This is a genomic window from Flavobacterium tegetincola DSM 22377 (genome assembly GCF_000425485.1).
In the GTDB taxonomy this organism is placed as follows: Bacteria; Bacteroidota; Bacteroidia; order Flavobacteriales; family Flavobacteriaceae; genus Flavobacterium; species Flavobacterium tegetincola.
Map to the genome: position 1 here is coordinate 289,940 of NZ_KE384383.1, position 23,651 is coordinate 313,590.

General features: G+C 34.8%; 27 protein-coding genes. 11 read left to right on the forward strand and 16 right to left on the reverse strand.

Annotated elements, in window-relative coordinates; genetic code table 11:
- Window positions 1–7 precede the first annotated feature (7 nt).
- The gene (locus H602_RS19385) at window positions 8–802 is read left to right on the forward strand and encodes an OmpA family protein (protein WP_051224404.1); all 795 of its coding nucleotides are present in this window, start codon (window positions 8–10) and stop codon (window positions 800–802) included.
- A 62-nt stretch (window positions 803–864) separates the two neighbouring features.
- Here H602_RS19385 and H602_RS0110950 read toward each other — a convergent pair whose 3' ends face one another.
- Window positions 865–1,296, reverse strand: coding sequence for a DUF1573 domain-containing protein (locus H602_RS0110950; protein WP_026978032.1), 432 nt, complete (start codon window positions 1,294–1,296; stop codon window positions 865–867).
- A 299-nt stretch (window positions 1,297–1,595) separates the two neighbouring features.
- Between H602_RS0110950 and H602_RS0110955 the strand changes: the two genes are divergently transcribed.
- Window positions 1,596–4,229, forward strand: a complete 2,634-nt coding sequence (locus H602_RS0110955) for a valine--tRNA ligase (RefSeq protein ID WP_026978033.1) — start codon at window positions 1,596–1,598, stop codon at window positions 4,227–4,229.
- Between the two features lie 55 nt (window positions 4,230–4,284).
- Here H602_RS0110955 and H602_RS0110960 read toward each other — a convergent pair whose 3' ends face one another.
- The 7 genes from H602_RS0110960 to rsfS form a co-directional block, all read right to left on the reverse strand.
- Window positions 4,285–5,076: a superoxide dismutase gene (locus tag H602_RS0110960; protein ID WP_035759455.1), complete on the reverse strand. Its 792-nt coding sequence runs from the start codon at window positions 5,074–5,076 to the stop codon at window positions 4,285–4,287.
- Window positions 5,073–5,345: an acyl-CoA-binding protein gene (locus tag H602_RS0110965; protein ID WP_026978035.1), complete on the reverse strand. Its 273-nt coding sequence runs from the start codon at window positions 5,343–5,345 to the stop codon at window positions 5,073–5,075. The genes H602_RS0110960 and H602_RS0110965 overlap by 4 nt, the downstream gene beginning before the upstream one ends.
- Window positions 5,345–6,010: a phosphatidylserine decarboxylase family protein gene (locus tag H602_RS0110970; protein ID WP_026978036.1), complete on the reverse strand. Its 666-nt coding sequence runs from the start codon at window positions 6,008–6,010 to the stop codon at window positions 5,345–5,347. The genes H602_RS0110965 and H602_RS0110970 overlap by 1 nt, the downstream gene beginning before the upstream one ends.
- A 4-nt stretch (window positions 6,011–6,014) precedes the next feature.
- The gene (locus tag H602_RS0110975) at window positions 6,015–6,845 is read right to left on the reverse strand and encodes a phosphatidate cytidylyltransferase (protein ID WP_026978037.1); all 831 of its coding nucleotides are present in this window, start codon (window positions 6,843–6,845) and stop codon (window positions 6,015–6,017) included.
- A gap of 1 nt (window position 6,846) precedes the next feature.
- A complete protein-coding gene (locus H602_RS0110980; protein ID WP_026978038.1) occupies window positions 6,847–7,446 on the reverse strand; it encodes a lactate utilization protein B/C in 600 nt (199 codons plus the stop codon).
- A 112-nt stretch (window positions 7,447–7,558) separates the two neighbouring features.
- Window positions 7,559–9,490 (reverse strand): ATP-dependent zinc metalloprotease FtsH, encoded by a 1,932-nt coding sequence (gene ftsH, locus H602_RS0110985; RefSeq protein WP_026978039.1) that lies wholly within the window; start codon window positions 9,488–9,490, stop codon window positions 7,559–7,561.
- A gap of 3 nt (window positions 9,491–9,493) precedes the next feature.
- Window positions 9,494–9,865, reverse strand: a complete 372-nt coding sequence (gene rsfS, locus H602_RS0110990; RefSeq protein ID WP_026978040.1) for a ribosome silencing factor — start codon at window positions 9,863–9,865, stop codon at window positions 9,494–9,496.
- 95 nt (window positions 9,866–9,960) lie between these two features.
- Here rsfS and H602_RS0110995 point away from each other — a divergent pair, with 95 nt between their 5' ends.
- The gene (locus H602_RS0110995; protein ID WP_026978041.1) at window positions 9,961–10,692 is read left to right on the forward strand and encodes a biotin--[acetyl-CoA-carboxylase] ligase; all 732 of its coding nucleotides are present in this window, start codon (window positions 9,961–9,963) and stop codon (window positions 10,690–10,692) included.
- Between the two features lie 37 nt (window positions 10,693–10,729).
- Here the strand turns inward: H602_RS0110995 and H602_RS0111000 are convergent, their stop codons facing one another.
- A complete protein-coding gene (locus H602_RS0111000; RefSeq protein ID WP_026978042.1) occupies window positions 10,730–11,122 on the reverse strand; it encodes an SRPBCC family protein in 393 nt (130 codons plus the stop codon).
- Between the two features lie 59 nt (window positions 11,123–11,181).
- Entirely contained in the window at window positions 11,182–11,838 is a 657-nt protein-coding gene (gene pyrE, locus H602_RS0111005) for an orotate phosphoribosyltransferase (protein ID WP_026978043.1), read from the reverse strand.
- A 7-nt stretch (window positions 11,839–11,845) separates the two neighbouring features.
- Between pyrE and H602_RS0111010 the strand changes: the two genes are divergently transcribed.
- The 4 genes from H602_RS0111010 (at window position 11,846) to H602_RS0111030 (ending at window position 14,820) form a co-directional block, all read left to right on the forward strand.
- Window positions 11,846–12,433, forward strand: coding sequence for an NUDIX hydrolase (locus H602_RS0111010; RefSeq protein WP_026978044.1), 588 nt, complete (start codon window positions 11,846–11,848; stop codon window positions 12,431–12,433).
- A 219-nt stretch (window positions 12,434–12,652) separates the two neighbouring features.
- Window positions 12,653–14,002 carry a DEAD/DEAH box helicase gene (locus H602_RS0111015; RefSeq protein ID WP_026978045.1) on the forward strand — a complete coding sequence of 450 codons (1,350 nt, stop codon included), beginning with the start codon at window positions 12,653–12,655 and terminating at the stop codon, window positions 14,000–14,002.
- 258 nt (window positions 14,003–14,260) lie between these two features.
- Window positions 14,261–14,506 (forward strand): AbrB/MazE/SpoVT family DNA-binding domain-containing protein, encoded by a 246-nt coding sequence (locus tag H602_RS0111025; RefSeq protein WP_026978046.1) that lies wholly within the window; start codon window positions 14,261–14,263, stop codon window positions 14,504–14,506.
- Complete coding sequence (locus H602_RS0111030) at window positions 14,497–14,820, forward strand: type II toxin-antitoxin system PemK/MazF family toxin (RefSeq protein ID WP_026978047.1); 324 nt, start codon at window positions 14,497–14,499, stop codon at window positions 14,818–14,820. Before H602_RS0111025 ends, H602_RS0111030 begins: the two co-directional genes overlap by 10 nt.
- A gap of 113 nt (window positions 14,821–14,933) precedes the next feature.
- Here the strand turns inward: H602_RS0111030 and H602_RS0111035 are convergent, their stop codons facing one another.
- The 3 genes from H602_RS0111035 to H602_RS0111045 are packed head-to-tail and all read right to left on the reverse strand — an operon-like array spanning window position 14,934 to window position 16,961.
- A complete protein-coding gene (locus tag H602_RS0111035; RefSeq protein ID WP_026978048.1) occupies window positions 14,934–15,500 on the reverse strand; it encodes a PhnA domain-containing protein in 567 nt (188 codons plus the stop codon).
- 25 nt (window positions 15,501–15,525) lie between these two features.
- Window positions 15,526–15,987 (reverse strand): pantetheine-phosphate adenylyltransferase, encoded by a 462-nt coding sequence (coaD, locus tag H602_RS0111040; RefSeq protein WP_026978049.1) that lies wholly within the window; start codon window positions 15,985–15,987, stop codon window positions 15,526–15,528.
- The gene (locus H602_RS0111045) at window positions 15,975–16,961 is read right to left on the reverse strand and encodes a D-alanine--D-alanine ligase (protein WP_026978050.1); all 987 of its coding nucleotides are present in this window, start codon (window positions 16,959–16,961) and stop codon (window positions 15,975–15,977) included. Before H602_RS0111045 ends, coaD begins: the two co-directional genes overlap by 13 nt.
- Before the next feature lie 94 nt (window positions 16,962–17,055).
- On the opposite strand from H602_RS0111045, the gene H602_RS0111050 reads away from it, so the two are divergent.
- Together H602_RS0111050 and H602_RS0111055 are read left to right on the forward strand one after the other, a co-directional pair.
- Window positions 17,056–17,664, forward strand: a complete 609-nt coding sequence (locus H602_RS0111050) for a PASTA domain-containing protein (RefSeq protein ID WP_026978051.1) — start codon at window positions 17,056–17,058, stop codon at window positions 17,662–17,664.
- Window positions 17,665–17,666: 2 nt separating this feature from the next.
- Window positions 17,667–18,713, forward strand: coding sequence for an RluA family pseudouridine synthase (locus tag H602_RS0111055; protein WP_026978052.1), 1,047 nt, complete (start codon window positions 17,667–17,669; stop codon window positions 18,711–18,713).
- A 232-nt stretch (window positions 18,714–18,945) separates the two neighbouring features.
- On the opposite strand, the gene H602_RS0111060 is transcribed toward H602_RS0111055, so the two are convergent.
- On the reverse strand, window positions 18,946–19,980 hold the full coding sequence (locus H602_RS0111060) for an AI-2E family transporter (RefSeq protein WP_026978053.1): 1,035 nt from the start codon (window positions 19,978–19,980) through the stop codon (window positions 18,946–18,948).
- A 45-nt stretch (window positions 19,981–20,025) separates the two neighbouring features.
- On the reverse strand, window positions 20,026–20,547 hold the full coding sequence (locus H602_RS0111065; protein ID WP_026978054.1) for a DUF421 domain-containing protein: 522 nt from the start codon (window positions 20,545–20,547) through the stop codon (window positions 20,026–20,028).
- A gap of 263 nt (window positions 20,548–20,810) precedes the next feature.
- On the opposite strand from H602_RS0111065, the gene gntA reads away from it, so the two are divergent.
- Both gntA and H602_RS0111075 read left to right on the forward strand, forming a co-directional pair.
- Complete coding sequence (gntA, locus tag H602_RS0111070; protein ID WP_026978055.1) at window positions 20,811–21,470, forward strand: guanitoxin biosynthesis heme-dependent pre-guanitoxin N-hydroxylase GntA; 660 nt, start codon at window positions 20,811–20,813, stop codon at window positions 21,468–21,470.
- Between the two features lie 6 nt (window positions 21,471–21,476).
- Complete coding sequence (locus H602_RS0111075) at window positions 21,477–22,067, forward strand: DUF1989 domain-containing protein (RefSeq protein ID WP_026978056.1); 591 nt, start codon at window positions 21,477–21,479, stop codon at window positions 22,065–22,067.
- Window positions 22,068–22,198: 131 nt separating this feature from the next.
- Here the strand turns inward: H602_RS0111075 and H602_RS0111080 are convergent, their stop codons facing one another.
- A complete protein-coding gene (locus tag H602_RS0111080) occupies window positions 22,199–23,596 on the reverse strand; it encodes an MFS transporter (RefSeq protein ID WP_026978057.1) in 1,398 nt (465 codons plus the stop codon).
- Window positions 23,597–23,651 lie beyond the last annotated feature (55 nt).

Consider the following 23,651-nt stretch of genomic DNA (forward strand, 5'->3'; position numbering starts at 1 on the left):
GTATTCAATGAAAACACTACTAGTTCTAATTTTTTTCCTTTCTTCCGTGTTTTCTTGCTTTGCCCAAGAAAAGGTAGAAGTTTTTTTCGATTTCAACAAATACAATTTGACACCCGAAGCGGTAACAACTTTGAACGATTGGATTTTAAAGCAGCCCAAAAGTAAAGTGCTTAAAATTTATGGCTTTTGCGATTGGAAAGGAACCAATAGCTATAATGACACACTTTCAATGCAACGGGTTCAAGCTGTTTTTGACTACCTTACAAAAAATAAAATTGAAATCGCTCAGGACTATATTCAAAAAGGACTTGGCGAGAATTTTACCCAAGATAAAAATCAAGCATTAAATCGGAAAGTAGAGATTAGTTATACCATTGAAGTGCCCCAAGTGCATAAAGAAGTTCCAGTAGTTAAGGAAGTAACGCTGTCAGAAAAAGTTAAAAGTGCTAAGAAAGGAGATAAAATCATCCTGAAATATATTAATTTCTACAATAATTCTGCACGAGTAGTACCGGCTTCTAAAAGTGTCCTCTATGACTTGCTTTGCGTCATGCAGGATAATCCAACGCTTAAAATTGAAATTCAAGGACATATTTGTTGTCAACTTGCCAGTAGCATGGATCACATTTCCACCGCACGCGCTCGAGCCATATACAATCACTTGGTTCAAAATAAGATTGCTAGAAACCGATTGACTTATAAAGGCTACGGAACTTCCAACCCACTTTATCCCATACCAGAAAAAAGCGATTTTGAAGAAAATGAGAACCGCCGAGTTGAAATTAAAATCGTAGAAAATTAAGTATAAAAAAAAGCCGTCTCAATTTATGAAACGGCTTCTATTATTATTTTGGTCAGTAGCAATTAGCTTTTTTCCATCATCGATTTTGATTTTTGAAGAGGACTAACTTCTTGTTTAACAACCACGTCACCTTTAATTTTTAGAGGAATTTTACCACCGTCAAAATTAGCAGCATTAGATTCCACCGTAATTGTTTTTCTAATTGGACCTGGCGCCATATTGTATTTTACATCAATTTTTCCTGTTTTCCCAGCAGCAATAGGTTCTTTTGGAAAAGATGGAACAGTACATCCACAAGTAGATTGCACATTTGTTATAATTAACGGTGCATTTCCAGTATTTTTAAACTCAAAAGTCCGCATACCACTATCAGAATCTTTCGAAACGGTACCGTAGTCAATCGTATTGTCTTTCGCTGAAAATTCAATTTTGGCTTGACCAAAACTCAAACTGCTAAAACCTGCAAATGCTACTAAAAGTAATAATTTTCTCATTTTTTCTAATTTAATTGTGTTCGTAAATTTACTTTCTTTTAATCAAAGAACAAATTATTAATTCTTAATTTTTTAAACGCCTTTAATTATTTACTTTTGTACATAATTCAAAAAGAGTGCCAAAATTTTTTGGAGCGAAAGGCTTGCGCTTTTTCAGTCGGCCATAATCCTGCTGTACGCTAAATCTTTTTATTGTGTAAAAACAAAATAAAAAGGATACCGCTTCCATCAGGGCTAAGCTGCTTTCCATTTTTGAGCAACAAATAAATAAAAATAAATCGTCTCAAAAGACTTACAATATGACAATACCAGCACAATTTGACGCTAAATCCATCGAACAGAAATGGTACGATTACTGGATGAAAAACAATTATTTTCATTCCACGCCAGACCACAGAACGCCTTACACCATCGTAATTCCGCCGCCAAACGTAACAGGCCTTTTACACATGGGACACATGTTGAATAATACAATTCAAGATGTTTTAATTCGTCGTGCTCGATTAAAAGGATTTAACGCATGTTGGGTTCCCGGTACAGATCACGCATCCATTGCCACTGAAGCTAAAGTAGTAGCAAAACTAAAGAGTGAAGGAATCAATAAAGCAGATTTGACGCGTGAAGAATTCTTAAAACATGCTTACGATTGGACCGACAAATACGGCGGAACAATCCTGGAGCAATTGAAGCAATTGGGTTGTTCTTGTGATTGGGAGCGTACTAAATTCACGATGGATCCAGACATGTCGGCTTCTGTTATTAAATCATTTGTTGACTTGTACAACAAAGGTATGATTTACCGCGGTTACCGAATGGTAAATTGGGATCCGGAAGCAAAAACAACTTTGTCCGACGAAGAAGTAAACTACGAAGAACAAAACGGAAAGTTATATTTCCTAAAATATAAAATTGAAGGAAGTGAAGACTTTTTAACGATTGCCACCACACGTCCAGAAACCATTTTTGGTGATACTGCTATTTGTATCAATCCAAATGATGAACGTTTTACGCATTTAAGAGGGAAAAAAGCAATCGTGCCAATTGCAGGAAGAGTTATTCCAATTATTGAAGATGAATATGTTGACATTGAGTTTGGAACTGGTTGTTTAAAAGTAACGCCAGCCCACGACATGAATGACAAAATGTTGGGCGACAAACATAATTTAGAAGTAATTGACATTTTCAATGATGATGCTTCTTTAAATAGTTTTGGCTTACATTATCAAGGTCAAGATCGTTTTGCTGTTCGAACTGCTATTGAAAAAGAGTTAGAAGCAAATGGAAGTTTAGTTAAAACTGAAATTCACTTAAATAAAGTAGGAACTTCTGAACGTACCAAAGCAGTAATCGAACCAAGATTATCAGATCAGTGGTTTCTAAAAATGGAAGAGTTGGTAAAACCAGCCATAAAAGCAGTTTTAGAAACGGACGAAATTAAATTATATCCAAAGAAATTTGAAAACACGTATCGTCATTGGTTGGAAAACATCCGCGACTGGAATATTTCACGACAGCTTTGGTGGGGTCAGCAAATTCCTGCTTATTTTTATGGCGATGGAAAAGAAGATTTCGTAGTTGCAGAAAATAGTGAAGATGCTTTGGCTTTAGCTAAAGAGAAAACTGGAAACCCAAACTTGACTTCTGAAAACTTGAAACAAGATGCTGATGCTTTAGATACATGGTTTTCATCATGGTTATGGCCAATGGCTGTTTTTGGTGGAATTTTAGATCCTAAAAACGAAGATTTTAAATACTATTATCCTACAAATGATTTAGTAACCGGTCCAGATATTTTGTTTTTCTGGGTAGCTCGAATGATTATTGCAGGATACGAATATACAGGTGAGAAGCCTTTTAATAATGTCTATTTAACGGGATTGGTACGTGATAAACAACGTCGTAAGATGTCAAAGTCACTTGGAAATTCTCCAGATCCATTGGAATTGATTCAGAAATTTGGAGCAGATGGTGTTCGTGTAGGACTACTTTTGAGCGCTTCTGCTGGAAACGACATTATGTTTGACGAAGAATTGTGCAACCAAGGAAAAGGATTTTCAAATAAAATTTGGAATGCGTTCAAATTAATTAAAGGTTGGGAAGTTTCTGAAACCATTCCTCAACCAGAATCTTCAAAAGTAGCAATTGAATGGTATGAAGCAAAATTGCAGCAAACCTTAGCGGAAATTGAAGATAATTTTGAGAAATACCGAATTTCTGACGCTTTGATGGGAATCTACAAATTAGTTTGGGATGATTTCTGTTCATGGTTTTTGGAAATGATTAAACCGGCTTACCAACAACCAATTGATGCTAAAACGTTTGCAAAAGCAATTGAAATGATGGAGAACAACATGAAACTGTTGCATCCTTTTATGCCGTTTTTGACTGAGGAAATTTGGCACTTAATCGCTGATCGAACTCCAGAAAATGCATTAATTGTTTCGGAATGGCCCGTTTTAAAGTCATTTGATTCTAAAATAATTGCTGATTTTGACAATGCTATTGAAGTAATTTCTGGCGTTAGAACGATTCGTAAGGAAAAGAATATTGCCTTTAAAGATTCGATTGAATTGAAAGCAATTAACAATGATAAAATGAGCGTTCATTTTGATTCGGTTATTACAAAACTTGGAAATATCTCAAATTTTGAATATGTTTCGGATCAAGTGGAAGGTGCTTTGTCTTTTAGAGTACATTCCAATGAGTACTTCATTCCAATGGCTGGAAACATCGATATTGACGCTGAAATCGCAAAACTAACCGAAGAATTAATCTACGTAAAAGGATTTTTGAAGTCAGTAGAAAATAAATTATCTAATGAAAAATTTGTAAATGGTGCTCCTGAGAAAGTCCTAGAAATGGAACGTAAAAAACAAGCGGATTCATTAGCTAAGATTGCTACGATTGAGCTGAGTTTAGCAAGTTTAAAATAATAGTACAGTAGTACAATGCAAAAAAAAATCCCTAAACGGGATTTTTTTTTGTGTCTTATTGAATCGTATTAGGAATCTCTTTAGCAAGTGCATCGTCGTATCGCTTTGCAACTGCGTTCCAATTAATTACCTTAAAGAAGGCTTCAACGTAATTGTTTCGTTTATTTTGGTATTGTAAATAGTATGCGTGTTCCCAAACGTCTAGCGCTAAAATAGGTGTACCACTTACGCCAATATTTGGCATCAAAGGATTGTCTTGATTGGCAGTTCCTACGACGGATAGCTTTCCAGTCTTGTCAATCACTAACCAAGCCCAACCAGATCCAAATTGTTTATTTGCTGTTTCGGTCAACTGATTTTTGAAATCATTATAAGAACCAAAGTGTTTTATTATGGCAGCACTTAATGCTCCTGAAGGTTCGCCGCCGCCTTTTGAACTCATACTCGCCCAAAATAAATTATGGTTGTAATAACCACCGGCATTGTTTCTTAAGGTTTTGTTTTCTAAATCTAACGAAGTTAGAATTTCCTCAATCGTCAACTTTGCCAAAGGTGTTCCTGCAACGGCTGCATTTAATTTATTTGTGTAGCCCAAATGGTGCTTGGAAAAATGAATTTCCATTGTTCTAGCATCAATGTGTGGCTCTAAAGCACCGTATGAATAGGGAAGAGGTATCATTTTAAAAGTACCTTCATTTGCAATAACATCGGAAGGATTTCCCATCTGTACAGAAGTTGCTACGTCTTCTGGAAGCGGCACCTGTACTTCTGTTAGATTTTTATCATTGCACGAAATAAGAAGTGCTCCAACTCCAACGACAATACCTAAATTTGATAAAATTTTCATTTTTTTTGATTTACAATTGTATTAATCATTTCGATATAATTTTCTTTCGCCTCATCGCTCGTTAAGTGACTGATTTGCATCCATGCATTAGTTTTAAATGCATTTCTTAAGTCAAAGTTTGAAGTTTGCGCTTGAACCGTGCCAAAGGTCGCTTGTTTATAATTGGCATAAAGCCGTAACTGCACATCTTGTGGCAAGGAAGATTGCGACATCTCTGCAGCAATAGCAACGGCTGCTTCAAAACGTGTATTTACATCTTTTTCGTTCATTATATTTCTTTTTCAGCTAAGATCGATTGATTTCCCTTAACTTTATCGTTCAACTTTACATTTAAAACGGTTCCGATTGGTAAAAATAAGTCGACTCTTGAGCCAAATTTAATGAAACCAGCGTCATCACCTTGAATTACAGTTTCGCCTACCTTTGCATAATTTACAATTCGTTTTGCTAAAGCGCCTGCAATTTGACGGTATAGTATTTCTCCAAAAATATCGTTTTCAATAACAATAGTAGTACGTTCATTTTCTTCACTTGCTTTTGGATGCCAAGCTACCAGAAATTTACCCGGATGGTATTTACTAAAATTAATTTTACCAGACATAGTGTATCGTGTGACATGAACATTTATAGGCGACATGAAAATAGAAACCTGTAAACGTGGTCCTTTAAAATATTCATTTTCATGTACTTCTTCAATTACTACTACTTTTCCGTCAACCGGTGCTACAAGTGTATGTTCCTTTGGTCGTATAGTCCGATTGGGATTTCTAAAAAATTGCAAAATAATTACTAATAAAAGTAACGCAACTATTTGGACGCTTTTCATAACCCAATAATGCTCTTTTAATAAATAATCAGCAGCAATAATAATTGAAACTGAAACCAGTGATGCTAAAATGATACTTCCGGCTCCTTCTTTATGGAAATGTAACATAAATTTAAAATTTAATAAACGGCAATAATTGATAAAATAAAAATATGAAAGGAGCTACAAATATGACACTGTCTAAACGATCTAAAACGCCTCCATGTCCAGGCATAATTGCTCCACTGTCTTTTACATTAGCAATTCGCTTGAATTTAGATTCAATTAAATCACCGATGGTTCCAAAGATACCTACGATTAAAGCAAATCCCAGCCAAATGAATTGAGCAGTTTGTTTTCCTTCAATGTAGTAAGTTGCAATTAAATAACTGGCAATTACAGCAAATACAATTCCTCCAAAAAATCCTTCAATTGTTTTTTTAGGAGAAATTTTTTCGTATAATTTATGTTTTCCGATAGATTTTCCAACAATGTATGCAAAAGTATCATTGGTCCATATTAAAATAAATATACCGATGATGATCTTAGGATTATAACCTTTAATTCCAAAAGGAATTTTGGTTAAGATTATAAAAGGCAAAATAATGTATCCTAAGAGAAACACATACTTAGATGCGGATTCTATTTTATACTGTTTGTTGTTAAAGAGGAAATAAATACACCGAAACGAGATCAAAAGTGTAGCACCAAGTAGCGTATAATCAAAGTTTTTAGATAAGGGAATTTTCTGACTTTCTAAATAAGTCACACTTCCATAAAGTAAAACAGCTACAAATAGAGGCAGAATCTTATTAATATGTACCAATGAACAAAATTCGTACACGGCAATGATCAGAAAAAGACCAAATAAAACAAAGAAGGTTTCGACAGAGCAAATAATTGAAAAAATTAAAAGCACGATATACACAGCTCCAGAAATTGCTCTTTTTAAAGTTTCATTCATGCTACAGGTCTTCTAAAAGCAATAAGTATAAATTTTTGGCAGCAGTGCCGTAACTTAAAAAGTCTTCCACTTTTGGTTTTTCGAAGTATTTAATCGTTGTAATGTTATTGGGGTAATCTTTGTTGTAATGTTTCGTCACATAACTCATAGCATCACTTTTAGCGGCCTTAATCTGGCTTGTAGTGGCTACAATAATAATATTTGTAGGAAGTTCTTGCGGTTTGTGCTGCTTGATTTGATTGGATGAAAAAAGGATAGAGCCTTCATCAGCGATTAAACTCTCACAGCTTGCCAATAGAAATTTTGGATTTGAAATTCCATTATAACTCAGTTTATTTTCATCCAGTAAGCTGTAAAGCTTGGGTTCAAAACACATAACATTTGTTTCATACCAGTCATTTTCAGCTAAGATGTCTTCAAATAAATTTTTGACTTCCGAAACATTTTCGCAATACAAGAATTTACCTCCATTTTTTTTAAAATTAAGGGTAAACAATTCGTCGATGGGTGTATTCTCTGCCGAAAAAGAATTGTTTTCACTCTCTTTTTCTTCATTAGAAGAATCATTTGCAGAACCAAAAAACTTTTTAAAAAGACTCATATTGTTTTTGAATGCTAGAAATTATTTTCAGAAATCGTTCAAAGATAAAAAAATCTTAACTCAAAAAGATTTTGAGTTAAGATTTTTTCAATAAATTCTTTATTTTAGTGCTTTACAGCGTACTAACTTCTTGCAAATTTGGGTCAAAATTTCTTTTACCGAAAATAGCTTCTAAATCGTCTTTAAAAATCACTTCTTTCTGTACAAGAATATCCGCAAGCTGGTTCAATTTATCTTTGTTTTCTTCCAAGATTTGAATTGCTCTCTGGTACTGACTTTCAATTAAAGCAGAAATTTCTTGGTCAATTACTTTTGCAGTTTCATCAGAATATGGTTTTGTAAATCCGTATTCACTTTGTCCACCTGAATCGTAATACGTAACATTACCAATTTTTTCATTCAATCCATAAACGGTAACCATAGCACGGGCTTGTTTAGTTACTTTTTCTAGATCGCTTAAAGCTCCGGTAGATATTCTGTCAAAAGTTACTTTCTCTGCTGCACGACCGCCCATTGTAGCACACATTTCGTCTAGCATCTGGTCTGTTCGAACAATCAAGCGTTCTTCTGGCAAATACCAAGCTGCTCCTAAACTTTGTCCACGCGGTACTATCGTTACCTTTACAAGTGGCGCTGCATGCTCTAACATCCAACTAACTGTAGCGTGGCCTGCTTCGTGAATTGCGATTGCGCGCTTTTCGTCTGGAGTGACAATTTTATTTTTCTTTTCTAAACCACCGACAATTCGGTCCACAGCATCCAGAAAATCTTGTTTGTCTACAGCGGTTTTATCTTTCCTAGCAGCAACTAGTGCAGCCTCATTACAAACATTAGCAATATCAGCTCCTGAAAAACCAGGTGTCTGTTTTGCTAAAAACTCAGTATCTAAACTTTCAGCTTTCTTTAATGGTTTCAAATGCACTTCAAAGATTTCTCTTCGTTCACGAATGTCTGGAAGATCTACAAAAATTTGTCTATCAAAACGACCCGCTCGCATTAATGCTTTATCCAATACATCCGCTCGATTGGTTGCAGCTAAAACAATTACATTTGAATTAGTTCCAAAACCGTCCATTTCTGTCAATAATTGATTCAGCGTATTCTCGCGTTCGTCATTTCCACCTGACATGTTGTTCTTTCCACGAGCACGTCCTACAGCGTCAATTTCATCAATAAAGATAATAGCCGGCGATTTTTCTTTGGCTTGTTTAAACAAATCCCGTACTCTTGAAGCTCCAACTCCTACAAACATTTCCACAAAGTCAGAACCTGAAAGTGAAAAGAAAGGTACTTGTGCTTCACCAGCAACGGCTTTCGCTAATAACGTTTTTCCGGTTCCTGGAGGTCCTACTAATAAAGCTCCTTTTGGGATTTTACCTCCTAGATTGGTGTATTTTTCAGGATTTTTCAAAAATTCAACAATTTCTTGAATCTCTTCTTTCGCGCCTTCTAAACCGGCAACATCCTTAAAGGTTGTTTTGATATCTGTCTTTTCGTCAAATAATTTGGCTTTCGATTTTCCGATGTTGAACAATTGTCCGCCACCAGCGCCACCAGCACCACCTGACATTCTTCGCATGATGAAAATCCAAAATGCAATGATAATGATAAAAGGCAGTAATAATGAAAAGATATCGCCCCAATCGCTGCGCGACTCAAATTTGAAATCTTTTAATTTATTTTCGGCAACTGCAGTTTCTAGCTTTTTCTGGAAGATCTCATCATTTCCAGGATCAAAAACATAATGCGGACCTTTATTCGGTTGGTCCAAATAATTTTTGGAAACCGCTTTGTGCTCCGCTTGCTTTAACGCTTCAGGCGTTAAAAATACTTCTGCCTCTGTTTTGTTATAAACAACTACTTTTTCAATATCACCTTTTTCCAAAAAGCCATTAAATTTGCTTGATGAAAGGCTTCCTGGCTTTGACATACCACCGTCGCCGCTAAAAAGGCTGAACGCTATGAAAAATATAATTAGTGCACCGGGAATTAACCACGGACCAATTTTAATTTTGGAAGGTGTTGGTTTATTATCTTTTGCCATTATTTAATACGTGTTTTTTATGGAGGTTATTTTCGCATCTCCCCAAAGACTTTCGATGTTATAATATTCGCGGATGTGCGTTTGAAATACATGTACTACGATGTTTACGTAATCCATTAATACCCATTCGGCATTTTCAGATCCTTCTACGTGCCATGGTTTATCTTTCAACTCTTTAGAAACTGTTTTTTGAATTGAGTTTACTATCGCATTAACTTGTGTATTTGAGTTTCCGTTACAAATAACGAAATAATCACAAGCTGAATTATCGATTTCTCTTAAGTCTAAAATATCAATATCGTTCCCTTTTACTTCTTCTATTCCTTTGATGATGTTTGCTAGTAAAGCATCATTATTCACTGATTTTCTTGTCATTTAATTTTTTTTGTCTGATTGGCAAAGTTATCAAAAAATGTCGTTATTTTTGAACCTTAACACAACATTAAATTCTGTTTTTTACTTTTATTTCAATGAAATTAATCAAACTCAATGCCATAGATTCTACAAATGACTTCATGAAGCAGTTATTAACGGCGCAAATTGTGGAAAATTTCACAGTAGTGGCAACTGATTCGCAGTTAAAAGGACGTGGACAAATGGGATCGACCTGGATGGCTGAATCGGGTAAGAACCTGACATTCAGTGTTTATTTGTCAAATGAATTGATAAATTTAGAATCAATTTATAATTTAAATGTAGCCGTAGCCCTTTCAATTCTTGATGTATTAAAAGAGCAGCACATTCCTGAATTAAAAATAAAATGGCCTAACGACATTATGTCAGCAAATAAAAAGATTGGTGGCATTTTAATTGAAAATGCAATTAAACAGAGCAGTGAGGTTCAATCTGTGGTTGGTATTGGATTGAATGTAAACCAACAAAACTATGATGGATTACCGCAAGCGAGCTCATTGTGTTTGACAACGGGTCGCTTTTTTGACTGTGATGAATTACTGACAAAAATTGTAAATCAATTGAAAATCTATGTAAATTTAATAGATGTAAATCAAGGGAACAAGCTGTGGGATAAGTACCATGAGTATCTTTATAAGAAAGATATTCCTTCTGCTTTTGAAAATAAGGACGGGAAGAAATTTATGGGAATCATTAAGCAAGTACTTTTCACAGGCCAGTTAGAGGTGATGATGGAAGACGATTCCATGCAGTATTTCAATATTAAAGAATTGAAAATGTTATTCTAAAAATAAAGCCTGATACATAGGTATCAGGCTTTAAAATTTATAATTTATGCATGTTGTTTGCAAAGGATTCAATTAATTTACTAATGGGTCCTTTTATCATCATTGCCATCATAGCATTAAATTCGCCATCAAAATGCAAATAAACTTCGGTAGAATTTTCGGTCAAGGCGTTCAATTCTGAAGTTAAGGTAAAAGGTAGTTTATCTGAAGCCGCACCCAAAATCACTTTTGAATATGCTACTTGATCTTTCATGCGCAATTTAATTTCAGGCAATCCTTTCAAGCCGAAATTAAAGGTCTTGTCATCCAGAACTTCAAACTTTACCACGGTTTCCGGCATTAACTTTTCAAAATTGTCCACGTGTAATAATGCATTGAATAAGTATTCAGCAGATTGATCAACGGTTACTTTATGGCTTTCTAATTTCATAGGTAAATAATATTTTTAGTTTTGAAAGAGGTACATTGCAAATTTCAAATGGTATTATCTTATAAAGATTCTTTTTCTACTCCCCAAGTTGACGGACTAACACGCCATTCTTGCAAGGTTTTTTCTTCTTCTTCGGTAATGTATTTTTTGGCTACAGCCAAAGTTAGCAAATTTTCATAGTTGCTTAACGTAAATAAATCTACATCTGCCTTTTTAAAATTTTCAGTCGCGATTTCGAAGCCGTAACTAAAAATGGCAGCCATACCTTTAACATTTGCACCTGCAGCTTTTAATGCTTCAACTGCCATCAAACTACTATTTCCGGTACTAATTAAGTCCTCAATTACCACTACATTTTGTCCTTTTTGCAAAAAACCTTCTATTTGGTTTAGTCTTCCATGCTTTTTAGCTTCTGGTCGAACGTATACAAATGGCAGTGCCAAAGCTTCTGCAACAAGTATTCCGATACCGATGGCACCCGTGGCAACTCCTGCAATTACATCTGGTTTTCCAAATTTTTTCTCAATATTTTTCGCAAATTCATCTTTCAGATAATTTCTGATTGGTGGAAATGAGAGTGTTATCCTATTGTCACAATAAATAGGCGATTTCCATCCGGAAGCCCACGTAAAAGGATTTCCTGGATTTAATTTAATTGCGTTTATTTGTAAAAGCAATTCGGCTGTTTTGCTGGCTGTATCTTTATTAAAAATCATACTACAAATGTATAAAGTTTTTGTGAACGACAAACCACTTTTTTTAACTGATGAAATCGTTAAAGAAACCGATTTTCAGCTTTTCTTACTTGAAAGTGCTGATATTAAGCAGGTTATTGTAAAAATATTTCAAAATAAAATTCAGAAAGCGTATCTCTATCATCCTGATGAGAAGGAGATTATGAAAACGTTAAAAACGAAAATTCCTGTTCAGAAGGCTGGAGGTGGACTCGTTTACAACGCTAAAAATGAAGTTTTGTTTATTTTTCGAAATGGAAAATGGGATTTACCGAAAGGAGGAACCGAGAAAGGAGAAGCCATCGAAGACACTGCAATGCGGGAAGTAGAGGAGGAAACTGGGGTAGGAAATTTAGAAATTGTTGAAAAACTTCAGAAAACCTATCACATCTTTAAAAGGAACGGAACGTTGAAATTGAAAATAACGCATTGGTTTGAAATGCGGACTAATTTTGATGGAATTCCAGAGGGACAAGCCGAAGAAGGTATCGAAAAAGTCGCTTGGTTGAATCCTGAAGAAATTCAAGAAGCGTTGAAAAATTCGTATGAAAATATTAAATTATTATTCGAGGAATAAGTAAATCGAGCGTAAATTAGGTTTTACATACGCTTTATGTTGAATAGTAAATTGCTAATTTTTATTTCGACGGAAGATAAATCTCTGCAAAATCTCCAAACTTTATTAGATTCTTAATTCGTGAGAATGATAAAATAATACAAATGTTTATATGAATTTTAAAGAGTGTTAAAATTATAATTCATCATTCATAACTCATAATTCCCTTACCTTTGCCGCATGAATAAAAATGTACCTTCTAACAATTTGCTTTTAAATTTAGGATTTGACCAATTTAATGAAATGCAAATTGCCGCTCAAGAAGCAATACTTGAGGAAAACAATGTGTTGCTATTATCGCCTACAGGTTCTGGAAAGACAGTAGCTTTTTTAGTGCCAATATTTGAAATGTTGTTGCCCGAAATCCAATCGGTTCAGTGTTTGATTATTGTTCCTTCAAGAGAATTAGGCTTACAAATTGAGCAAGTTTGGAAAAAAATGGGAACCAATTACAAAGTAAATATTTGTTATGGTGGTCATTCTATTGATACAGAAATTAAAAATTTAAGTTCACCTCCTGCGGTTTTAATTGGAACGCCAGGACGAATTGCAGATCATATTGAACGCGGAACTTTCAGATTAGACAAAATTCAAACCTTGATTTTAGATGAATTTGATAAATCGCTTCAATTGGGATTTCACGATGAAATGTCTTTCATTATTGGAAAACTTACTAACTTAAATAAGCGGATTTTAGTTTCGGCAACAGCTGATATTGAGATTCCACGCTATACAAGAGTGGTAAATCCTACGGTTTTGGACTTTATTAAACCGGAAGATAACGAGTCTAATTTGAGTGTTAAATTAGTTCAATCGACAGAAAAAGATAAAGTGAATACTTTATTTCAATTGATTTGTGGATTAAAATCGGAAGCTGCTTTGGTTTTTTGCAACCACAGAGATGCTGCAGAACGTATTTCGGAAACTCTGAATAAACGAGGCATTTACGCTACTTATTATCATGGTGGAATGGACCAAGAGGAACGTGAACGTGCTTTAATTCAATTTAGAAATGGAAGTATCAATTATTTAATCACAACCGATTTAGCAGCTCGTGGATTGGATATTCCTGAAATGAAACACGTCATTCATTATCATTTGCCCTTAAAAGAAGACGAATTTACCCACAGAAACGGTCGAACGGCTCGTATGTTAGCTTCTGGAACGGCTTATGTGCTTTTTCACGAAAGTGACAAACAAATGGATTTTATTGATTATAAAATGCCTGTTTTGAATGTAAAAGAGAATAAAAGTTTGCCACAACCACCAAAATTTCAAACGGTTTATATTTCTGGTGGAAAGAAAACGAAGTTGAATAAATTTGACATCGTTGGTTTTTTCTCCCAAAAAGGAAAATTAGAAAAAGAAGATTTAGGTTTGATTGAAGTCAAAGATTTTGTGTCTTTTGCAGCAGTGAAATTTTCAAAAGTAAAAGACCTTTTGAACAATATCAAGGATGAGAAAATGAAAGGGAAGAAGTTTAAGATTGAAATTGCTAGAAATGTGATTAAGAAAGAAGAGGAGAAGTAGGATTTTTAAGTTTAAAATGAAAAACCATTAGATGGTGAAAAAGAAATATTTAATTGTTTTTTTACTACTTTTTATAGCAAAGAGCTATGCTTGTTCTTGTGAACCGACACCAACTTTGGAAAAAAGTTTTACTGAAGCTGAAACAATAAGTTATGTTTCTACAACTGACAACTGTTAACCGACAACTGATATTTTTTATAAGATTGGTATAAATTCGTAAAAAAGTAATAACTTTGTAATTACTAAAATTAAATAATTATGGATGTTTCTGTTATACCTATTGGAAATTCAAAAGGAATTCGACTTTCAAAAACGATACTTGAGAAGTATAATATTACGGACAAAGTAGAATTGATTTTGGAGAAGGGATTTATTATTCTAAAGTCAAAAGCTGAACCTAGACAAGGTTGGGAAGCTGCATTTAAGAAAATGAGCGAAAATGGAGATGATAAATTGCTAATAGAAGATGTGTTTGAGGATGAAAATCTTGAAGAATGGAACTAAAACAATATCAAATCGTTCTAGTAAATCTTGACCCGACTGTTGGTAGTGAAATGAAAAAAACGCGTCCTTGTGTCATTATTTCGCCAAACGAGATGAATAAATATCTTCAAACGATTGTAGTTGCACCAATGACAAGTAGTTCAAAATCTTATCCGACAAGAGTAAAAATAATTCTTGACAACAAAAAAGGATGGATTGTACTAGACCAAATCAGAGCTATTGATAAAAATCGAGTAATTAAATTTTTAGGAAGTTTAACTGTAAAAGAAATAGAACAAGTAAAAGATATTATCCGCGAAACTTACGTTGAGTAAGATTTGGGATATTTTATAAAAGATAAAACCCATTGAATTTCAATGGGTTTTATCTTTTATAAACATTTTCAATTGCAGTACTTTTCAAAAGTTACGAGCTCAAAACGTATAACCTACAACTTCTTAACGTAAGCCGTAATAATCACAATTTGTTGTCCGTCCACTCTTCCTTCAATATATGTTTCATTTTCGTGGTCTAAACGGATGTTTCTTACAGCAGTTCCTTGTTTGGCCACCATACTTGAACCTTTTACTTTCAAATCTTTAATCAAAACTACAGAATCTCCAGTATTTAAAATCACACCGTTACTGTCTCGGTGAATTATTTTATTTTCGTCATCATCGGCTTCACCTGTTGCTTTTGCCCATTCTAAGGTGTCTTCGTCCAGGTACATTTGCTCTACCAATTCATGGTTTTTCAAACGATTTAGCATTCGCCACGAAACCACTTGTACCGGAATATGTTCGCTCCACATACTGTCATTCAATAAACGCCAGTGGTTTGCGTCCATGTTATCTGGATTTTCTATTTGGTCGATACACGTTGCACAAGCATAAATACTTTCGTCCATGTCGCCCTTTCTTGTCGGCAAAACGTCAAATTGTTTTAAGTTCTCAGTTGCACCACAAAGTTCGCAAGTTCCGTTGCTTCTTTTGTTTAATTCTCTTTCTAAATTCATTTTTATTGGGTGATATTAAGTTTATTTATTTTTTTACTCGGACGGCAGGGGGAACTAAAAGTTCATATTCACCACCGTTTCGCAATACATCACGTACGATACTTGAACTGATGTAAGATGTTCTTGCCGCAGTTAATAAAAATACGGTTTCTATTTTAGATAACTTTCTATTGGTGTGTGCGATTGCTTTTTCAAATTCAAAATCAGCGGGATTTCGCAAACCCCTTAGGATGAATTTCGCATTCATTTTTTCACACAGATCAATTGTCAAACCTTCGTAAACGACTACTGAAATGGAAGGTTCATCAGCGAAAGATTCTTCAATAAAACGCTTTCGGTCTTCTAAAGAAAACATGTATTTTTTATCAGCATTGACACCAATGGCAACAATAATTTTGTCAAAAAGCGGGATACTTCTTTTGATAATGTCATAATGACCCAACGTAATTGGGTCAAATGAACCTGGGAATACTGCTATTTTTTCCATAATGGTTTGCGTTTTAGTGCCAAATTAATTTCGTTATCAAATAATTCGCTCAATTTTAATTGAGCATATTCGGCTTGTTGTGGGAAAATACTTTGCGGTGAAAGTCCTGGATTGGTATTGATTTCTATAAAATGTGGAATGCCATCCATGATGATAAATTCACTTCTGGAAAAGCCCAACATGCCTAAAGCATCGTACACTTTTTTGGCCATCACAACTACTTTTTCAGTTGTTTCTGCATCTAATCGTGCGGGTGTAATTTCTTGTGACTTGCCCAAATACTTCGCTTCGTAGTCAAAGAAATCGTTCTCTGAAACAATTTCGGTTAATCCTAAAACGGTGGTTTTTCCATTAAAATTCAAAACGCCTACAGAAACTTCAGTTCCTTTTAAATACGATTCAATTAAAATATCGCTGTCTTCGGCAAATGCAAATTCCAATGCTTTTTCAAAATCTTCTAGGTTGTTCACTTTAGAAACACCTAAACTACTTCCGGATTGATTGGGTTTTACAAAAAAAGGCAAGCCTAATTCTGCTACAACATCATCTGCTGAAATGGACATTCCTTTAGTTAAATAGATGGATTTTGCCTTTGGAATATTGAACTTTGAAAGTACAGATAAAGTGTCTCTTTTATTAAATGTCAAGGCCGATTGATAAAAATTACAACCTGTATACGGAATTTCTAACAATTCCCAATACGCTTGCAAGTGGCCGTCTTCGCCTGGAGTTCCATGAACCGTGTTAATTATTGTGTCAAATGTGGTCTTGTGTCCCTCTTTGGTAAATGAGAAATCCGACTTGTCAATGTTGTGTTTTTTGTTATTTACAACAGCAAACCAACCTTCTGGCAAGACCTGAACTTCATACGTTTTGTATTTGGAAGTATCCAAATTTTGTAAAATCAATTGACCACTTCGAAGCGAAATTACAGATTCGTCCGAATATCCACCCATTACAACGGCTATGTTCATAGTTTTAAGTACATTTTATGGGACAAAAATATCATTAATTATTGAAACCGAAAACCTTTAGTATTTTTATATCTTTGCAACAAATAAAATAAATATGAGTTTAAGAAAATTTCTGACGAGCAAAACGTTTTTTATTCAACTTGCGATTGCCATTGGAATAATTATAGTCTTGGTTTTTGCAATGATGAAGTGGTTGAGTGTAACTACCAATCATGGCGAAGAAATCACGGTGCCAAATTTGAGCAAACTTTCAGTGGAGCTTGCTGAAGAGAAATTAGCAGCCCTGGATTTAGAATATGTCCTACTTGATACCACCGAATATCAGAATGAATTTCCAAAATTTTCTGTGGTAAAGCAAGATCCAATTGCCGGTTCCAAAGTAAAGCAAGGACGAAAAATCTACATAAATATCAATTCAGATTCGTACAGAGATATTGTTATGCCTGATTTAATTGAGCAGACTTTGCGTCAAGCAGAACCCACTTTACGCGCTTTAGGTTTAGAATTAGGTTCTAAAACATATAAGCCGTATTTGGGAAAAGATATGGTTTTAGAAATGCGCTATAAAGGCAAGCTACTTAAAGCTGGAGATAAAATTCCTAAAGCTTCCAAAATTGATTTGGTTTTAGGAGATGGAAAAGTAGGATTTGAAGAAGAACAAGAGGAAGTTATTCCTACAGATAATTTGGACGAAGAATTTTAATGATGACAGAAGAACATACACCCGAAGTAGAATTAGACGACGATTTATTTGAACATTTTAGATTTGAAATTCCCAAAGGCCAAGAGTTTTTGAGAATTGACAAATATTTGATGCACATGTTGCCCAATTCCACAAGAAATAAAATTCAGAATGCAGCGACTAATGGAAATATTTATGTGAATGATGTTCCCGTAAAATCCAATTATAAAGTAAAACCCTTTGATGTGGTTCGGATTTTATTGTCGCATCCGCCTTTTGAAAATAGAGTTGACCCAGAAAATATCCCTATAAATATTGTTTATGAAGACGATACTTTATTGTTGGTCAACAAAGAGCCTGGAATGGTTGTACATCCTGGACATGGAAATTACACTGGAACTTTAGTAAATGCATTGGCATATCATTTTGAAAATTTGCCATTGAACAGCAGCGAACGTCCTGGACTCGTGCATCGCATTGATAAAGATACTTCCGGACTTTTGGTGATTGCCAAAACTGAAGCGGCAATGACGCATTTGGCAAAACAATTTGAAGCCAAAACTTCGGAAAGAGAATATATTGCTTTGGTTTGGGGAAATGTCAAGGAAGACGAAGGAACGATTGAAGGAAACATTGCTCGACACGTCAAAGACCGTATGCAAATGGCGGTTTTTGCGGATGATGAAATTGGAAAACCAGCCGTGACACATTATAAAGTATTGGAACGTTTTGGCTATGTGACGTTGATTTCGTGCCAATTAGAAACCGGTAGAACCCACCAAATTCGGGTACATTTAAAACACATTGGTCACACGTTATTTAACGACGAACGTTATGGTGGTCATTTGATTTTAAAAGGAACCACGTTTACAAAGTACAAACAGTTTATTGACAATTGTTTCAAAACGTTGCCAAGGCAAGCGCTTCATGCGAAAACACTTGGTGTAGTTCATCCTACCACAGGCGAATTGATGCGCTTTGACACCGATTTACCACAAGATATGCAAGATGTCATTGAAAAATGGCGCAATTACTCCAAGTCGCACAATAATGATGAAGACGAAGATTAAATGTAAAATGCCTTAATGAAAATTAAGGCATTTTTTTTAGCAGTTTTCCATCATTGAATTCCAGTTTTAGACCGTAATATAAGCGCTAATTTCGTAAACCTAATTATTTTAAGGATCCACTTTTCTTACTTGTAATTTTAGAAAGTTTGGCGCAAAATAAAACTGTTTTGCATGCTTATGGAGAATTTGAATTTGGATCTAAAATTCGTTATCAAGAAAGTTACATTCTAATTTACGGTTCTAGTTCCACTGTATCTTCTTTTATATACAACTGCTGAATTAAAATAATAACAATTACCGCTATAGGCGTGGCAAGTATCAATCCCCAACCACCTGTGAGCGACCCCATCAATAACTGAACGGTTAAAATCATAGCAGGAGGAAGGTTGATCATCTTTTGTTGTACTAAAGGCGTTATAAAATTGCTTTCCAAAAACTGAATTAATACGTACAATCCGACTACCATAAGCGCTTTGTCAGGTCCGTCAAGTAAGGCAATTAAAACTGCAGGAATCAAGGCAATGACAGGTCCGAAGTTAGGAATAAAACTAATCAATCCTGCTAAAATTGCCAGCACCAACCACAACTTAATGCCCAAAAGTGCCAATCCGATGGCTGTTAAAACGCTTACTACAAGCATGGAAAATAACTTTCCTTTCATCCAATTCTTTAAGTTTGAACCCATTTTATTAATGAGTTCCAATCCTTTGGCCTGACCCGATTTTGGAATAAGTAACACAACACCTTCCTTATAGGTTTGACGGGAAATGGCTAGAAAAATCCCAATAAATAAAATAACGTACACATCACCTAAAATCCCAAAAGTTGAAGTGAAAAATTGTTGTCCAAATTCCTTTAATTTCGATACAGTTGCATCAGATGTGGATTGATTGAGTATCATATTTCCAACATCAGATTTGCTCAATTGGTTTTTTGCAGCTTCTATAGTGGAAGGAATTGTCTCCACTAATTCTGCAGTTTGCGACTGAATTTTAGCCCCAATTAAGAAAAATAAACCAATCGTGATCAGAAAAGTGAGGAGGATCGACATTCCGATGGACCATTTTTCAGACATTTTGAGGTATTTTCGACCTAAACCTGCTAATCCTTGTAGAAATACTGCAAGCAATATTCCCGCAAAAACCAACAACAGCACGCTGAACGTTATTTTAATCATCCAAATAACAAGGACAAACAGGGTGAGAATAGAAATTGTAATCCAAACTTTCTTTTGAAAATCGGTTATTGAAGTAGATTTATTTTCCATAGGTGTTTTTTTGAAGTTTAAAGAATTGTAACTCGTGCCAATTGATTATTTTTTTTCAACGTCCTCTAGGAGCCATTGATCTATAGCTTCTGCATTTTCTGAATGTAAAACAGACAAATCCCCAGTCCGCTCTAACACTACCGCCTTTACATGTGCAATTTGCTTTACATTAGCTTCCCGAAGTTTTGCTCTTAAATCCCGTTCGGTAACGTGTGCCTTTTTTAAATTTTCGTGTAAAATAATCGCGCCATCCATCAAAAGTAACGGTTGATTGTCGACCAATTTTTGAAAATTAGCATACCGCATGAGGTAAGCAACCAAACTCTGCAGTGCAAAAATACAAATCAAAGCAACCAACGTTTTGATCAGTGTGATATCCTTGAGTAAAATACCACTTGCAATGATAGATCCGATGGCAATGGTAGATGCAAAGTCAAAACTAGACATTTTACTAAAACTTCTTTTGCCACTTATTCTAACAAGAATAATAATGCTGATAAATAAAACGAATGTACTAATTGCAATTGCAAAGAGCGCTTCCCAAGTACTTCCAAAATAGTTTTCCATAGCCGTTTTGATATTTGATAATTTTAAAATTACCAAAAAAAATACTCTTTTAAAAATGAAAACGGATGGATTAACAAAAAAATAGGGTTCAGATTGATTATTATTAAATCTAGCAAACATTTTTAAAAATTACGTAAAACGTACTAAATCAGTATTTTTTAGTTTTACACAAATGAAATCGAGTTACTCACATTTTGAAAAAGGTGACTTTCGAGGACTAACTAAAATACCTGATTTTAACGATTTAACTTAAAACAAATGCTATGAAAGAGGTTAAAATAAATACCGTTGAAAGTGATTTTAAACATTTTATAATAGGTGAAAATCATCCTTGTGTGATGGCCAGTACCATTTTTAAAATGGAAAATTACCATCTTAAACTGTATGATGATATGCTTTCAAAAGACGCAGTGCAGCCCATTTTAAATGATATTCAAAATTACATCGACCATTATGATTTTGATTCCAATCAGTTTGAATCGCTGATCATGTGCTTTAAAAACAATGAATTTGAAACTGAATTGGAATTTGAAAAAGCGCTGTGGACATTTTTGCAACGATTGCACGATCATGATAATGCCAATTGGGATCCAACGGTGAGTGACGATCCAAATAATCCCGACTTCAGTTTTAGCATTAACGGTAAAGCATTTTTTATCATCGGCATGCATCCTAAAAGTTCAAGAATGTCAAGGCAAGCTCCTTATTGCACGGTAGTATTTAATTTGCATTGGCAGTTTGAGAAATTGCGTACCATGGGCGTTTACGACAAGGTAAAAAAGAGAATTCGCAAACGAGACAAGGAACTTCAAGGTACGATTAATCCCGTGCTTCGCGATTTTGGAACCGATAGCGAAACCAAACAATACAGCGGAAGAGCAGTGGAAAGCAACTGGAAATGTCCGTTTCATACTCAAAATTAATAAAAAATGATTCAGAAAATTACGATTAATCCCCAAAGTGGAAAAGCATTTACATTAAAAAAAGGAGCTATTTTAACGGTAATTGATCCCAAAGGTCAGCAAGTGAGCGATATGGTTTTGTTCAATGCACACGATACTCATGAAAAAATTTCGTCGGGTAAGACCTTGGATTTTGAAGAATCGATTTTGATTACCAAAGGAAATTTTCTGTGGAGCAATCGTTCGCAGAAGATGATGGAAATTCTAGAAGACACCAACGGCAGAAATGATTTTCTTCTAGCACCCTGCAGTCCTGAAACGTTTCAAATTATGTACAATAATCATGAGGAACACCCGAGTTGTTTGAATAATTTGCAGACCAATCTAGCGCCATTTGGCATTCATCCTGATGAAGTTCCTACGGCTTTCAATATTTTTATGAACGTACAATTTGACCCAAAAGGCAAAATAAGTGTACTACCTCCAACGAGCAAAAGTGGCGATTATGTTCAATTTAAAGCCGAAATGGATTTGATCGTTTGCCTTACCGCTTGCTCTGCAGAAGACAGCAATGGTGGGACTTTTAAACCTATTGAATACCATATTTCCGAAGCGTAATTGTGTTCCTAAATTTATAACAATTAGATCTGCTTTGGTACTTTTATGACGATCATAGCAATCATCTAAGGTCAAAAACTGAAACTAAACAAGACTAAAAATGAATGCCTAGATGAGAATCGAGGCACTTTTTATTTAGATCTTAAATTTAAACCGTCAGAAACATGCAGTCGTCTGAAGATAAATCCTGATAAAATGGTAAGAATTCCAACGGTAAGAAAGGTAAGGCGAAAAGCGTTATGTGTCTCATTTTGAATAAGTGCTGTATTATTTTCAAATAATTTTAAAACAATAAGTCCAAAAGCAATTCCAAAACCGATGGCCAACTGTTGATTAACCGAAACTAATGAATTCCCGCTGCTGGTTTGAAAATTTCTTAAATCGGCTATCGAAATGGCATTCATTGAAGTAAATTGAATCGAATTAAAAAAGCCCAAAGTAGCAATTATAGGTATAAACCAAAGTAGCGACGTGTGAATGTCAGGTATTGCAAGGCAGCAAATTAAAGTTCCGATGATAAAGGTGTTTACCATCAATGTTTTTTTGTAGCCAAATTTATTCAAAATCTTAATCACGTAGGATTTTGCAAACATTGCCGTAAGTGCCATCGGAGCGATCATCCATCCTGAAATTACTGCAGATTGTTTAAATGCAATCTGGATCATCAAGGGCAATAATAACGGAACGGCGCTTATTCCTAATCTTGTGGCTAGGTTGCCCAAAACGCCTACTCGAAAGGTTCTTACTTGAAATAAATTCAAAGGGAATAGAGGATTTTTGCCTTTTCTGGCGTGTCTGTAGTAATAATATAAAAATAGAAACCCTAAAATAAAAATGATCAAGACGGGTGTGATATTCTTTGTGTTTCCAAAAAGTTCTAAAGCGATCGAAAGTAAAAGCGAAGCCGATGCAAAAATGATAAACCCTTTCAAGTCGAAATCCACGATTTTGGATGTATAATTAGGCATGTATTTTATACCTAGAATAATTCCTACAATCCCAATGGGAATATTGATCAGAAAAATCCAATGCCAAGATAAATAATCTACCAAATAACCGCCCACTAACGGACCTAAAACAGGACCAATTAATGCAGGTATTATGGCAAAATTCATGGCTTTTACTAATTCGTTTCTGTCGTATGTTTTTAATAATGCCAATTTTCCAACAGGCGTCATCATACTTCCTCCAATGCCCTGAATCACTCTTGAAATTACCAACTGCGTAAGGTCTTGAGAAGCTGCACAAAATAAAGACCCTAAACTAAAGAGCACAATCGCGATTAGAAATATTTTTTTTGTTCCAAATCGATCGGCTAAAAATCCACTGGCAGGCATAAACACAGCTAAAGTTAAAACATAGCTGATAATGGCATTTTGCATGTTGAGTGGCGACTCATTTAAATCTCGGGCGATGGATGGTAAGGAGGTGTTTAATATGGTAGAATCCAGCATCTGCATGAAAATGGCAGTGGCTAAAATTAAGGGCAACACTTTTTTTGTGGTTTCTAAAGTATGTGTTTTTGACATTGGATAAAATTAAAAAAAAGTCTTCCAAAATTTTTGAATTTTATAAAAAAAATAA

Coding starts and splice junctions, on each gene's coding strand:
- H602_RS0110950 (WP_026978032.1), bottom strand. CDS start 1,296: ATGAGAAAATTATTACTTTTAGTAGCATTTGCAGGTTTTAGCAGTTTG.
- H602_RS0111055 (WP_026978052.1), top strand. CDS start 17,667: ATGACAGAAGAACATACACCCGAAGTAGAATTAGACGACGATTTATTT.
- H602_RS0111025 (WP_026978046.1), top strand. CDS start 14,261: ATGGATGTTTCTGTTATACCTATTGGAAATTCAAAAGGAATTCGACTT.
- H602_RS0111000 (WP_026978042.1), bottom strand. CDS start 11,122: ATGAAATTAGAAAGCCATAAAGTAACCGTTGATCAATCTGCTGAATAC.
- H602_RS0110995 (WP_026978041.1), top strand. CDS start 9,961: ATGAAATTAATCAAACTCAATGCCATAGATTCTACAAATGACTTCATG.
- H602_RS0111075 (WP_026978056.1), top strand. CDS start 21,477: ATGATTCAGAAAATTACGATTAATCCCCAAAGTGGAAAAGCATTTACA.
- H602_RS0111080 (WP_026978057.1), bottom strand. CDS start 23,596: ATGTCAAAAACACATACTTTAGAAACCACAAAAAAAGTGTTGCCCTTA.
- H602_RS19385 (WP_051224404.1), top strand. CDS start 8: ATGAAAACACTACTAGTTCTAATTTTTTTCCTTTCTTCCGTGTTTTCT.
- pyrE (WP_026978043.1), bottom strand. CDS start 11,838: ATGATTTTTAATAAAGATACAGCCAGCAAAACAGCCGAATTGCTTTTA.
- H602_RS0111035 (WP_026978048.1), bottom strand. CDS start 15,500: ATGAATTTAGAAAGAGAATTAAACAAAAGAAGCAACGGAACTTGCGAA.
- H602_RS0110980 (WP_026978038.1), bottom strand. CDS start 7,446: ATGAGTCTTTTTAAAAAGTTTTTTGGTTCTGCAAATGATTCTTCTAAT.
- ftsH (WP_026978039.1), bottom strand. CDS start 9,490: ATGGCAAAAGATAATAAACCAACACCTTCCAAAATTAAAATTGGTCCG.
- H602_RS0110960 (WP_035759455.1), bottom strand. CDS start 5,076: ATGAAAATTTTATCAAATTTAGGTATTGTCGTTGGAGTTGGAGCACTT.
- rsfS (WP_026978040.1), bottom strand. CDS start 9,865: ATGACAAGAAAATCAGTGAATAATGATGCTTTACTAGCAAACATCATC.
- H602_RS0111015 (WP_026978045.1), top strand. CDS start 12,653: ATGAATAAAAATGTACCTTCTAACAATTTGCTTTTAAATTTAGGATTT.
- H602_RS0111010 (WP_026978044.1), top strand. CDS start 11,846: ATGTATAAAGTTTTTGTGAACGACAAACCACTTTTTTTAACTGATGAA.
- H602_RS0111065 (WP_026978054.1), bottom strand. CDS start 20,547: ATGGAAAACTATTTTGGAAGTACTTGGGAAGCGCTCTTTGCAATTGCA.
- H602_RS0110970 (WP_026978036.1), bottom strand. CDS start 6,010: ATGTTACATTTCCATAAAGAAGGAGCCGGAAGTATCATTTTAGCATCA.
- H602_RS0111030 (WP_026978047.1), top strand. CDS start 14,497: ATGGAACTAAAACAATATCAAATCGTTCTAGTAAATCTTGACCCGACT.
- gntA (WP_026978055.1), top strand. CDS start 20,811: ATGAAAGAGGTTAAAATAAATACCGTTGAAAGTGATTTTAAACATTTT.
- coaD (WP_026978049.1), bottom strand. CDS start 15,987: ATGGAAAAAATAGCAGTATTCCCAGGTTCATTTGACCCAATTACGTTG.
- H602_RS0110955 (WP_026978033.1), top strand. CDS start 1,596: ATGACAATACCAGCACAATTTGACGCTAAATCCATCGAACAGAAATGG.
- H602_RS0111050 (WP_026978051.1), top strand. CDS start 17,056: ATGAGTTTAAGAAAATTTCTGACGAGCAAAACGTTTTTTATTCAACTT.
- H602_RS0111045 (WP_026978050.1), bottom strand. CDS start 16,961: ATGAACATAGCCGTTGTAATGGGTGGATATTCGGACGAATCTGTAATT.
- H602_RS0111060 (WP_026978053.1), bottom strand. CDS start 19,980: ATGGAAAATAAATCTACTTCAATAACCGATTTTCAAAAGAAAGTTTGG.
- H602_RS0110965 (WP_026978035.1), bottom strand. CDS start 5,345: ATGAACGAAAAAGATGTAAATACACGTTTTGAAGCAGCCGTTGCTATT.
- H602_RS0110975 (WP_026978037.1), bottom strand. CDS start 6,845: ATGAATGAAACTTTAAAAAGAGCAATTTCTGGAGCTGTGTATATCGTG.